The organism is Streptococcus plurextorum DSM 22810, from assembly GCF_000423745.1.
In the GTDB taxonomy this organism is placed as follows: Bacteria; Bacillota; Bacilli; order Lactobacillales; family Streptococcaceae; genus Streptococcus; species Streptococcus plurextorum.
This window is the reverse complement of sequence record NZ_AUIO01000004.1, coordinates 130,380-143,652: the sequence shown is the minus strand read 5'-3', so window position 1 is coordinate 143,652 and position 13,273 is coordinate 130,380. Positions and strand designations below refer to the sequence as shown.

The 13,273-nt window shown below is 48.6% G+C and carries 3 protein-coding genes; all 3 read right to left on the bottom strand.

What is annotated here, in order from left to right:
• Positions 1–79 precede the first annotated feature (79 nt).
• The 3 genes from G575_RS0104750 to cvfB all read right to left on the bottom strand — a co-directional run bounded on the left by G575_RS0104750 (position 80) and on the right by cvfB (position 13,233).
• A complete protein-coding gene (locus tag G575_RS0104750; RefSeq protein ID WP_027971702.1) occupies positions 80–11,089 on the bottom strand; it encodes a ZmpA/ZmpB/ZmpC family metallo-endopeptidase in 11,010 nt (3,669 codons plus the stop codon).
• Positions 11,090–11,448: 359 nt separating this feature from the next.
• Positions 11,449–12,369, bottom strand: coding sequence for a 2-dehydropantoate 2-reductase (locus G575_RS0104745; protein WP_027971701.1), 921 nt, complete (start codon positions 12,367–12,369; stop codon positions 11,449–11,451).
• 9 nt (positions 12,370–12,378) lie between these two features.
• Positions 12,379–13,233, bottom strand: coding sequence for an RNA-binding virulence regulatory protein CvfB (gene cvfB, locus G575_RS0104740; RefSeq protein ID WP_027971700.1), 855 nt, complete (start codon positions 13,231–13,233; stop codon positions 12,379–12,381).
• Positions 13,234–13,273 lie beyond the last annotated feature (40 nt).

The window sequence follows — 13,273 nt, the reverse complement described above, 5'->3', positions numbered from 1 at the left end:
GAGTAATAAAGAAGCTTCCAATTGCTCCTAGAGCATGAATTTGGAAGCTTCTTTTTTTATTGCATCTGAACAGATACTATCAATTCCGATAAATGCTCTCTCTGAACTCCTTGGTTTCTCGTAAGTAAGCATTCAGAAGGGCTGCTTTTAAGCTATAAACGGCAGATTTCTCTGGAGAATAGCCTGGGGTTTGCGAGCTGTAGTAACGATTACTTGCATCGTAGGCGACAGCTGCTGCCATGAGCCTTCGGATTTCATCTATGGATGAAACCGTCTGACTCTGTCCATGGAAATAGCCACCTTCTTGCTTGCCGATGAGTTGTACTGGTTTGAGATTTCCTAAGCCTTGTATCCGTCGCTCAAACATGGCCTTTCTGAACTCCAGTATGTTTCCATACTGATTTTCAGTAATCAGGGCTAGTAGCTGGCTGTCTGCCATTGGCTTGGTCGAACTGCCAGTCAACTGTTGGCCGTACTGGTTGGAGACATAAGGTACAAAGCCAGCCTCGTAGCCCTTCTCCGCCAGCAGTTCAAAGGCAATCTTGCGGAATTCGTACTCGTTTCGACTGGTTCCGTTGTTGCCTGTCGCTGCAAAGAGCGGATTGAGGGCATTGACATCTAGGTAGGCATTGTGAAACTCGTTGGCCGTCGTACCTGACCATGGATCATAGGAACGGCGGGATACCAGTCCCTGTTCCAAGAGGTCATTGAAGGTCTGAATAGAAGACGCCGTTTGCTGAATCTGGGTGTGGTTGTTATCCAGTGTGACCATTCGGTTAAACCAATTGGCCTTGGCTTCTGGATTGGACAGTTGCAGGACTGCCTCAGCCTCTAGATAATCCAAACTATAGAACACATCCATGTAGTTCCTCATATAGACTTGCACATCCTCTGGGCTGTTGAAGCGACTTGGCGAGCTGTTGGTCAAGAGTTTACCAGGTGACTGAGCTGCATAGGCAGTATAGTCCATGATAGTGTTAAGGCTGAGATTCTCTTGGGTCAGCCAGGTGTTGGACTGGAAGAGGCCTTGGGCAAAGGACTCCAAGCCCATACCTGCACGGCGACCATGTCCTAAGAGGTAGGTATCGTCGTCAGACACGTGGACCATTTCATGAGAATAGACTCTGGCTCCTTCCATGCCACGAATATCCGCTCGCATGAAGTAAATATCCGTCAAATCTGAGTAAGCATTGGAAGCAGGCTGGATCTCATAATCCAGTTCCATAGGGGCATAGAAATGGCGGACAACAGAAAGGTGACTGTCCTTGGAATCTGCCCAATCATTTCCAAAATAGCGACTATCCCACGTCATAACCCGCTTGAACATCTTGTCCTTATGAGCTGCTGGCAAAATAGAGTACCAGAAGTCTGCATGACCTGCCCATTGCTGAGCAATCTGTTCCAATTCCTTATCCAATTGCTCTGGGTCAGCATAGCGGTCGTAGCTACCAATGACCGTATTGGTCATATCAGTCAGGAGAAAGAGTTCCTTTTTCGGCAAATGCAGGAGCAGCAAAGCCAGTTCCTTATAGGTCCAGTTTGGATCAGCCATTTTCTCGAAGAGGGTATTGTGATAGACTCCTGTCGGAGACTGGGTTTGTTTGGCACGCACCTCCTCAATTCGAGAATAGGTCTCTATAATCCGGGCCTTGCTAGCCTGCTTAAACCAGTCATTTGTCGTGGTAGTTGGTAAGAAGGTTTTGCGGTAGGCATCCAGAAGGGTAAAGAGATCGCCACCTATGCGTGTCTCTCCCAGAACTTTCTTGGCTACCAAGGCATTTTGTTTGGGTTTCAAGAAGGCCTGACCCAAACGACCAATTTCGATTACTTGTTGGAGAGAGTCTACTGGACGACCGAAGAAATCCCCTTTTTTCACCAGCAAATCTCGAACAGCAGTCTGACCAAATTGAAGGGCATACCACTTGTTGAGATAGGCAAGCCCCAGCATCACTTCTGCCTTGTTCTGAATCAGATAATTGGTCAAGTAGGTCTGATAGGCTGGGCTGACCTGATAACTGAGACCGCTAGTCGCCAGGAGGTCTCGAAGGTCTTGACCAAGATTGGCCTTGATAGCCTCAAAACTATCCCGCAATTGAAGCTGGTCTAGATTTTGACGAGGGGCCCATTGGCTCAAACCAAGTGCCTGGCGAACAGCAGGGGAATACCAGTCCAGCTCTTGTAGTTGAGGCAGAACAGCAGTCACAATTTGCTCAAGGACTGATCCCTCAACTGCCTGATGACTGGTATAGGAAATGCCCTTGTCTAACAAGCGGTATTCCACCAGTGCCAGGTCTGGAAATTCCTGTACTTTTTCAAGGTCATGGTAGGTCAGACTATGATCCGCAAAGTGAAGAGCCAGACGATTGATTGCATTCGCTTGCTGCGATGTATCATAGACAAATTGCTGGTCAACCATTGGCAGAACGGATACCAGTACCTTGCGAACAAGATCATCTTCGGCATCCAGACTATTGGCATGGGAAATTATCAAGTCACTAACCAGAAGAGGCAGGAGACGGGCGACATTTTTATAGGCCTGTAGGCGTTCTGGTCTGGCATCTGGCAAGGCCAGGTAGTCAACTTGCCTACGGTTTATAATAGCTCCACTCGGTTGGTTGCTCGTTGGGGCATGAAGACCCAGGGCCTGTAGGCGAGCTGGCAAGTCGCCTGACTGCAAGCTGGCAATCCCTGCCTGCTCTCTTCCACTGGCTTGACCTGCGAGGGCGGCCACACGCTCAACAGCTAGGCTAGAATCTGTCGCAAAACCGTAGACTTGTTTGCCGTTGAAGACCTGAACAGCCGTAAGGGCATCCCGTAGACTAACGCTGCCTCCGTCTGGAACAGAGCCTATTAAACCACCGGCTTCCGCATCGCTAGCCCGTACAGTATAGATAGCCCCTTCTGCATAGGCTTGTCCGATGCTAGTGCCTGTCCGTTCAGCCTGACCAACCAAGCCTCCAGCCCGAAGGCTAGCAGAATAGGCACTGATGTCAGCTGATACTCTCGCTTTCTCAAGCTGGCTTGTTGCTAGCCAACCAACCAGACCACCGACAAAATTATTCTGACTGCCTGTGTAGCTGCTCGTGATGGTACCTGTAAAGCTCACATTGGAAAGGCGGGACCGGTCATAGACTTCGCCAGCCAGGCCTCCTAGGTTGTGACTGGCTCGCAGATCACCTGTGATATGGACATTTTCCACTTGCCCATTTCGAATGGTTTCTGCTAGGCTACCAAGATTGGAAGCCGTCGGTCGCTGAATGGCAACCTGTTCTAAATGCAGATTGGCCACTCTTCCTGCCACCGTCTTAAAGAGGGGGGCCTGAAGGCCGTAAATTCGGTATCCTCGGCCGTCCAACTGGCCTGTAAAGGTATGAGGGATGTAGGTACTGGTTGCTACTTCTCCTGCTGGAACGTACAAGTCATTAGCCAAGACAAAGTTCCCGTTGCTGTTCTGACCGATTTGTGTCAGGAGGTCTTGGAAGCTGGAAATTCCCTGACTTGTGGAAGGACTGCCCGTTTTGGCGAGCAGGAAGCTAGGAGCTACAGACTGCTGGCTACTTCTTAGGCTAGAAGCCTGTCTTCCCCAACTTGTAAGGACCTTGAAGTAGGTCTGCCCTGCCTCCTGCACTTCTACTATATCACTGACTGGAAGATAGACTGCCTGGTGTTGGTCAGAGGTGAATTTGGCAACATAGTTGGTCAAATCTGCTGGTTTTTCTGTCAGAGCCAGGATTGGTCTCGCAGTCGCATTTTCTAAATAGAAGAGCTCTGCTCCCTCCACCGACTTGAGTTCAAATCGTGGCTCCAAGCTCCGTGCAGTTGGTTGACTTGGTTGAGCTTGGAAGATACTTTCTCTAAATTCCTGACTGCTTTCATGGAAGGCCTTGTACAAGACCTCTTTAAGCTGTTGGCGTTGGAAGCTACTTGTTGGATTGGCCACATCTGCAGCAATAGCTGCTCTCATCAGGTCTTGGATGGCTTGGCCATTTTGCAGGTCATACTGCCTGCCATTCCAGTGTATCTGGATCGGTTTCATGGCATTTTTCTGGCTCAGACTGGTCTGATAACGGGCCTTCTTGAAGCTGGCATAATCTTGGTAATCAGGCATCATCTTTTCCCAGATATAGCTATCTGTCAAAGCTCTGCCATTGGCCTGAGCTTCCTGAGCCAATTGGTTGCTGACATATGGCAGGAAGCCTTGGTCCCAACCTTTTTCGGCCAAGAGTTCCAGAGCAGTCCGTCGGAACTGGAGCCCGCCAACTGTACCTTGATCATTGAGTAAGCCTGCATAAATTGGGTAGTAGAGAGGCACAAAGTAGTAATTCTTATCGTTGTCTCTGAGATAGGTACCGACATTGTTGATGGTATTGGCCAACTGGAGATTGTGGGTAACCAGATCTTCCACCTTGGTCAGTTGAATGTTTTGCCACTCTTCCGGACTTAGATTCCGAATCTTGTCATGGGCGTCGCGGTAGGTCTGTCCATTTTGAGAGTAGGCTGTTCCGAGCTCTAGTTCAATCTTACGCAAGACAGTCTGCTGTTGGGCTTTTGGTAGCTTCAGGAGCTCTTCTGCTTCCAGAGCATCCAGGAAGTAGGTGGTGTCAAAGGAGCCCTTGAGGTAGTCCCTCAAGTCTTCCTTACTGGTCAGACGGCTTGGGCTAGAGTTGTGACTGGCACGACTGTCCAATTCCTCTGTCAGATTGAAACCGTAATAGTAGGCATTGGAAGAAGCGATGGATTGTAGGAGACCCAGGGCATAGGATTCGGATTCCTGCCCCTGTCTTCTGCCCGCTAGATTCATCAATTCATCTTCTAGGATGTGGGTCATCTCATGGGTGAAGGTTGAATTGCCAGTAGGAGTTAGCAGGTCCGCATTGCCATAGATGATGTATTTCTTGAACTCAAAGTCAGCTGCTCCTGACATCTCAAAGCTGCCATAGTAGAGCTCTGTCGGACCAAAGAAATCATCGATTGGGCGGTAGGAATCACCAAATTCACTAGCCCAACGACGATGGTCGGCCTCATCTCCTCGGAGCGGTTTGCCAGCAGCATCCTTGATATTATAGCCCTCACGGACGGTAATCAACTTGGATTCGATAGACTGGCGGGCTTCTGGAGAGACTAGGGACTTGATAAATTCCATGTAGCTGTTCCAAATGCGAGCGTGTTTTGGAATCGCTTGTTCTTGAATCTCCTTGACCTTAGCCTGATAAGCAGTTGCTTGTGTCTTTTGCAACTGGTGGTCAACATAGCGGCCGTAGCTACCAAAGACAAGGACATTGGCTAGGGAAACCAGGTAAATCTGGTCTTCCTCTGGTAGATTGAGCAGTGGCAAGACATAGCGGTGGTAGTCGCTATGGCCTTTCAACTGGTCGTAAACCTGAACTGACTGGTCTGGTCGGCTCGGGCTTGCCTCCTCATGTATAAAGGCCTTGCTGGACTGCTTGAACCAAGCCGCATCTGTTTGAGTTGGTGAGAAGAGACGGCGGTTTAACTCTAGGTAGTCAAACAGGTTGCTTGGCTGTGCCAACTGTTTCTCAAAAAGACTTTCAAAGGTTTGAGGTGCTCTAAATGGAGCCAAGTCTTTATAGGTTAACTCGCCCACCTGCTTCAACCAATCCAGAGTAGACAGGTTTTGTCCATAGAAGTTTGGATGGTAGGTCGCCAGATTGCGTGTATTGAGCCTGTCGTAGTCGATAGCATAGTAGCGTGCCAAGTAGGTCCAGGCAAGCCAGATGGACTCCTTGTGCTTCTCGATTTCCTCTTGAATATAGCCTTCAATGGCAGCGGAAGGCTGGCTGGTCACCCATTGACTAGCAATCAGAGACCGGAGTTCCTTGTCCAGCTGGTCTTTCAACTGCTGCTGGCTATGCTTGAGGTAGAGTTGCTTCATGGAAATAACCAGATTTGGATTGCCCCGGGTAAAGCGGAGCTCCTGTAGGTAATCGTCCATTCGAGTCTTCTGGGCATAGTCCTCAGACTCAACATCCAGGCCTTCAAACGAGCTCCGAAGAGTAGACAGCAAGGAACTACTTGTGGCACCCGTCACCCACTGATAAGGGGTGAAGAGCAAGTTGTCACCAAATCCGTATTCCAAAACGCCTGTTTGATCAAAGGCTCCTTGATAGGTCAGGTCAAATATCTGAACATCCTGGTCTGCAAAGTGCACCAAGAGCTTGTTGACCTGGTCAGGTCGGTCAGAAAAGTCTGATACCACCTCCCTATCCTTGAGAGCCAGGATGGACTGAATACTCTTGGTCACAAATAAGGAATCATCTGCCAGCTGGTTGCCCAATCTGACAATGGTATGACGGTCATAGAAAGGCAGTAACTTGGACATATTTTCATAGGCCAGTTTCCGTTCTTCCCTACCATTTCGCAGAAGGTGGAAATCAGGCTGTGATGACGGAGCCAAATTCTCAGCACTTCCTGCTGACTGAGGCGGATTAACAAGTAGATCCAGACCTCGTTCTCTGAGGAACTGCTGGATTTCTTCTGCTGATTTCCAGCTGATTTGTAGATTGTCACCCGTCCTACCTGTCGCTTGACCTTCTTGAAGGATGAGTTGGAAAGGAAGGCTGGTCCATAAGCCAGAATAGAAGCCCTCTTCTGGCAAGGCTAGAGCAGAAGCAAGATTGGAAATGCCAACTCCGTACCCTCCCGTACCAATTCCTGCAAGTGTACCGCCTGAAGTCGTCTTCTCAACCTGCCCGTCAACAAAGACCGAATCAATGGTCGAAAGCACAGCATTGCCAACGACTGCCCCAAATCGATCCTGCATGGACAAACGTGGGCCAAATTGTGCTGTCAGATCAACATAGGCCTTGCGTAAACTGCTGCCAAGTCGTAGATAACCAATCAAGCCACCTGAGGTAATCTGACTACTTGTATGGTGGTCAGACAGGTCCATTTGCCCCTTGAAGGAAACCGACTCAAACTGACTGGCGTTAGCGTCATAGACAAGTCCAGCTGCTCCTGCATAAGATTGTACTCGGCCAGTCACATGGACATCCCGAATTTGGCTATTGGTTGCGGTAACTGCCAGGGCTGCCGTAGGTGAATTCTCACCCTCCAAGGCTACATCGTCAAGTCGGATATGTTCAATCTGAGCTCCGGTCATATTTTGGAACAGTGGCTTGGTCAGCTGGAGGATACGGAAGGTCTTGCCGTCCAATCCTTCCAGACGACCACTAAAGTTCTCGACGTAGGCTCCAGTCGATTTTGGACTGGCCACCAAATCTGCCGCCAACTTAAAGCTGCCCTCTGGATTCTCTCGCATGGCTTCAATCAGTTGGTCAAAGTCCGCATAAGTTCCTTCAGCTAATTGAATTTTAGGAATGCTGAACCGATCCAAGGCTTCTAGCTGGTTGGCATCCGATTGATTTCTTGCCTGAACTAATTTTGGCAGGCTAACAGACACTTCAAACTGATCTCCTCCATCCTGAATAGACTGGACTTCCCAGAGGAATTCCTTGGCATCACGTGTCTGGTAACGAACAAAGTAGCCCGTTAAATCTGCCGGCTCTTGGAAAAGGCCTGTTACCTGTTTTAATTCTCCCTGTTGATTGCGATAGAACAAGTCCCTCTGGCTGACCCTGTTCAATTCAATGGCTTTAGGACTCAGTTCAAATGGTAGAGAGGAAACAACTTCCTCCTCTCGCTCGCCCTCTGGACTTTGATAGCGGAAGGATAGCCGAGCTTGATAAGGTACATAGTGTTCAAGGCCAGTGACCTGAATCTTATCTGTGTCTAAGCCTTGGTGGGTATGATCAATCGTCTTGACCAGCTGGTCATTATGGTAAATTTCTAAACGTAGACCAAGTAAGGTCCTATCTGGATCTGCCACACGATAGTAGAGTTCTACCAAGGAATGCTCCTCATCAATCACCAAAGCTCCCTCGGTCCGCTGACTATCTAAGCTGACATTTGGTTTTTCAAGTGCTTGAGGCGGAACCTCCCTTACCTTGGTCCCCACTCGAATCAGTTGGTCTTGAGCTGGAATAACCTCTTCAATCGTTGGAAGAGTTTCCACCAGTCCTGTCACTTGGTCCAGACGATAAGGGGTAGTCCGAGTGATACTGCCGTCACTTCCCACTGGTCCAATCTCTTCCTCTCCGATTGGCAGACTCTCATCATCCTCTCGAATAATCCGATGAGGTAAGACCTGTCTTTCTACCTTGGCTTTAATGCCAACTTCATAGACAGCGGATTGCCCTGAATCCACCAGGATACTTGTTTCTGCCTGCGGAATGAGCTGGCCTGTCTGAGCATCAACCTGATAGGTCGTCACATAGTCCGTCCGTTTTGGTCTTGCTGGGGTAAGCTCCACCCGATACGGTGGCTCCTCATCTGCCCGTTCTCTATAAATCGTCGGTAAATCAAGCGACTCTTGTCGCACACTTGGTGCCGCACCAACTAATATCTGACCTGCTTGACCTACATCAATCACCTGACTGGTCGTCACAAGCGGACTGGTCTCTCCAGTTTGCTCATTCAGGCTATAGGTTGTCGTCAGACGTGTGACCTTGTCCCGACCTGCTTGGTGCAAATGAGGACTTGATATCGGTCTACTGCTATCTGCCTGGTAGACCATAGGCAGACTTTCTCGCACAAGCTCAATAGTAGCCTGGGTTCCCACTCGCACAATCGGAGCCTGACCTGGATCTCTCACTTGCCCCTGGTCTCGCTGACTGGTAAGCTGACCAGTCGCCTGATCCAAATGGTAGGTCGTCCGATAAACCCGCACTCTCTCCCGACCTGGACTGAGTGGGACTTGCTGATTGAGAACAAGATTTTCATCTGCCTGATAGACAGGAGCCAAAGCCTCTGTCTCAATCTCCTCTGTCGGCTTGGTACCAACTCTGATCACTTTATCAACCGCAGCGGTGCGTGATAGCAATCGTCTATCCAGTTCTTCTGCGATTTGCCCCTTCACCGTTCGATAGGTAACCTCATATATCTCCTCACCAAGCTGACCGCCACTTTCTTCTCGAATGCCATAATCCAGTTCCGAATCGGCTTGGAAAATAAGTTGATAAGCTAGCTCTTCTCTAACCCTGTCAACCAGACTTCCTTGAATCGGTTTTGTTCCCTTGTGTACAATCCGCTCCTGACCAGCATCCAGTTCTTCCTCTCTGATAAACTGGCCATTCTGGTAGATTTTTCGTCTGCGACCAGGACGTCCTGTCTGTTCGACCCAAAGGTAGTCCTCATATTGATCCTCATGCTCAATAATCCGTTCAACCAGAGGCAGTTCCTCCTCAATACTCTCCTCAACCACACGGGTTCCGCGGTAGGTAATCTGAGCCTGCGGTGCCCGCACTTCCTCAGTTGCTATGAGTGTGCGAATACCATCCAGCTCCGCATAAGTCAAACGCTGAAGACCCACTTGACCTGGAACAACACGACTCTCACCCTGAGACAAATCAGGATCCGTGGCTTCCTGATGAACATAAGGAATAGAAACCTCTTCGGTGATAAGCGTCGCGTCTGGTAGATGATGTGTCAATGGAGCAACAACTTTGGAATCCACACGAGTCCCCACGTAAATCTTACGGCTTACAGGAGGCGTTTCCTGACGACTGATTTCATTGCTGGCTACAACCTGACCTGAAACCACAACATCCTGATAGGTGATGTCCAACCAGCCTTCCTGGCCTTCAACAACCTCCCTCTCGCCCTGAGCCAGACGGTCTGTCTCTATCATTTCCTCAGGAATGGCAAGGGACTGCCGGTCTACCCGTTCTGCCAAACTAAATTCCAGCTGGACTGGAGGAAGACTTTGCGGAGCTGTAGTAGGAACCTGGACTTCCAGCGGTTCTGTTTGACTGAGATCCTCAGTGGCGGAATCCACACGAGTTCCCACATAAATCTTGCGACTTACAGGAGGCGTTTCCTGACGACTGATTTCATTGCTGGCTACGACTTGGCCTGAAACCACAACATCCTGATAGGTGATCTCCAACCAGCCTTCCTGACCTTCAACAATTTCTCTTTCACCCTGAGCCAGACGGTCTGTCTCTATCATTTCTTCAGGAATGGCAAGGGGTTGCCGGTCTACCCGTTCTGCCAGACTAAATTCCAGCTGGGTTGGAGGGAGGATTTGCGGAGCGGTAGTAGGAAGTTCAGTGAGGAATGGCTGCTCTTCAGACAGCTCTACCTTTGTCCCACGATAGATAATCTCAGGTTTTCCTGCCTCTTCCATCGTTTCTATTAATTGACTAGACAAGAGTCTACCGTCTAGCCAGATTTCTTCATAACGATTGATACGAGTTCCTGCAACCCCTGCCTCTATTCTCTCCTGACCCGAAGGCAATTGGGCATCTTCGACTACCATTTGTTCCAGAGGTAAAGGCAGACGTTCCTCTCGATACCGTCTCTCTGGGGCAATAGCCTCATTTTCCAGTCCCGTAGAAAGCAAATCCCTACTGTCTGAACCAAAAGACTCAGCCGAGGGCTCAAGCGTCTCAACTTCCGGTCCCTGCTCCTCACTCTTTGGACGGATTTCCTTGGTAAATTGTCCTTCTTCAAGGATATAGCCGACAAAGTCATAGTCTACCAACTGCAACTTCCCATCCGGCAAGGAATCTCCCGCCTTCAATCGTTTGGTTTGATTATAAGCAGCTAGAGCCTGACCTGTAATAGCCTCCACCTCAAAAACAGAGAGGACACTGCCGCCAATCATCAAACAAAAGAGACCGTAAATACGAGCCTTCTTTGACCCAAACGCTGTCACAGCGATAACCAAAAAACCTGCCGCAAACCAAAGTGGGGCTGATGAAAACTTATCCCCAGTTGTAGGCAGAGCCTTTGATACACGAGGACGATAGACCAAAAAATACGTTGCTTCTTGCCGTAATTGCTCAGGCAAGGCTTGGACAATCCTGCTCTTTTCTTCCTCTGTCAGCTCTTCCTCCAAGACATATTGAAAGTGAACTTCCTGATCCACTCTGGCAATCCGTTCACTTGCCTCAACTAAACTGCAAGAGCTATTCAGAGAAAATAGCCCTAGCCCGATACATAAGGAAACGACACCAACCGTTAATTTCCGAATGGAAAAAATCGAACGCTGTTCATTTTTCATAGGCATAGTCACTCCTCCTAGTTGTCTTCATGTTCGTAATGAATAATGACCTCATCTAGTATATCAAATATTGATATATTATTCTACAAACTTTGCTTTTTCTTTAAACACTTCACAACATCTTTCCTTAATCAGCAATCGATTAAATCGAAAAAATCGGGTACAAAAAGAGGCTGACACAGGTCCAGCCCCAATACTTGTATTTATCTGCTAGGCTTCAACAAAATAGGTGTGACTTCCTTCTGCGAAAAGTCCCTAATCTGCCCATAAAAGCGTGTTTCATTCTGATTTAAAAGATTGAAAGTCGACAATAGGTGCTCTACAAAACAGCAGGTAACCTTAATAACATCTCTTCTTAGTTGCTATCAACGCAGTCCCAGAATACTTTCTTTTGCATGAACCATTTCTGTAATCATTTGGCAATAAGGCGTAGGAATACCTGCCCGTCTGCCCTTGAAGACAACAGCTCCATTGAGATAATCAATTTCCGTCTTACGCCCATGTTGGACCAAGTCCTGATGCATGGACGGGTAATGATTAGAAGCCTTCTTGGAGGCATCCATGATGTACTTCCAAATAGCAGCTTCATCAATTACATCTGTTTCCGCCTTGGCCACAGCGATAAATTCCTTGAAAATACCCTGCACCAAATTCAGACCACCTTCTGTACCGAATAACTCACCAATGGTACAGTCCAAAATAGTACAGGTCGGATTCATGACCCCGTTGACACAGGCTTTTTGCCAAATGGCACCAATCACCTGCTCATCGTAGGTCGCATTGAGCCCAGCCTCATTAAACATCTCAATAATGGCTGCCGCAGATTGACCGTCACCGACCAGATTTTGCACTGATAGCGAGCCTGGTCCCTGCAAATGTGCATGACCTGGCCCTTTTAACTGGGCCAACCAAATGGTCACACCGACCATAATGCTTTCATCAGGCACATAACGCCGCATGGTTGTCGCATGCCCCAGACCATTGAGCAGACTAAGGACCTTGGTATCTTTCCCAATAATCCCCTTGATATCCTGCAACATCTTAGGCAACTGATCCGCCTTGGTCAAGAGGATAATCAAATCCGCCTCTCGCGTCGCCTCCGTCGGCTTCATAATCGGTAGCTGAACCGTTTCCTCAAAATCCCCCGTCACCTTCAGCCCCTGACTGCGAATCGCCTCGATATGAGCCTCCCAGTTGTCCAAAAGAATGACCTCGTGTTCCGTCTTAGACAAACGATAACCAAAACGACAGCCCATGGCCCCACTACCTGCGATATAGACTAACATAACAACCTCCTAGATTAACTCCGTACCAACGGCGTCCTGCTTGACCCTTCCAGCCTTCATCAGCCCACCAAGAGCCTTTTTGAATTGTCCCTTGGAAATACCAAAGGTGCTCTTGATATCTTCCGGAGCAGACTTGTCGTTCAAGGTCATAAAGCCACCATTGCTTTCCAGATAGGTCAAAATCATCTGAGCATCATTTTCCAACATCTCAAATGAGCGTGGTTTCAAAGACAAATTCAAGGTCCGATCCACCGCCCGATAACCAACGACCCGAGCTTCCACTACCTGACCCAAACGCGGCTCCGAAAACCGCTCATTTGGGTGGATAAAGCCCAGCATATTATTGTCAGGCAGATAGACAAAGGTCCCACTCAGTTTCAAGCGATAGACAATGGCACGTACCGTCTGATTTTGCATATTGTCATAAGCAGGACCAGCCAACTTTTGAAAGTCCTCCTGAAAAGCCGGAAGGGCCCAAATCCGATCCTTCTTATCCACCGTCAACTTGACATAGAGCTGGTCACCCTTTTTAGGCCAAAGTTCCTTGATTTCTGGCAGAATATCCAAGGAAACCACCACCTGCTTGTCTGGCAAACCAGTATCCAGAAAAACACCCAAGTCCTTGCGAACTTCAGTGACCGTCCCCCAACCAAAGCTGGTCCGACTGGCCGTCACTTCCATAGTTGTCAGACGGAGTTTTTGCTTCATGTCTGTATAGGCAAAACCTGACACAGACTGACCCAGCTTGAAGTCACCTTCGGTTTTTGCAAGTGCAAAGGTCAAACCATCTTTTTGCACAAAGTAAAATTGATCATTCTCATCTGTCACAAGACCCGTGAGAACAGTTGCTAATAGTGTATTCATCGTTAATTCCCTATAAAATGGAGGAGGCAGATCCTCCACC

Excerpts from the sequence above, each read along its gene's own strand:
- cvfB (WP_027971700.1), bottom strand. The coding sequence starts at position 13,233 with ATGAATACACTATTAGCAACTGTTCTCACGGGTCTTGTGACAGATGAG.
- G575_RS0104745 (WP_027971701.1), bottom strand. The coding sequence starts at position 12,369 with ATGTTAGTCTATATCGCAGGTAGTGGGGCCATGGGCTGTCGTTTTGGT.
- G575_RS0104750 (WP_027971702.1), bottom strand. The coding sequence starts at position 11,089 with ATGCCTATGAAAAATGAACAGCGTTCGATTTTTTCCATTCGGAAATTA.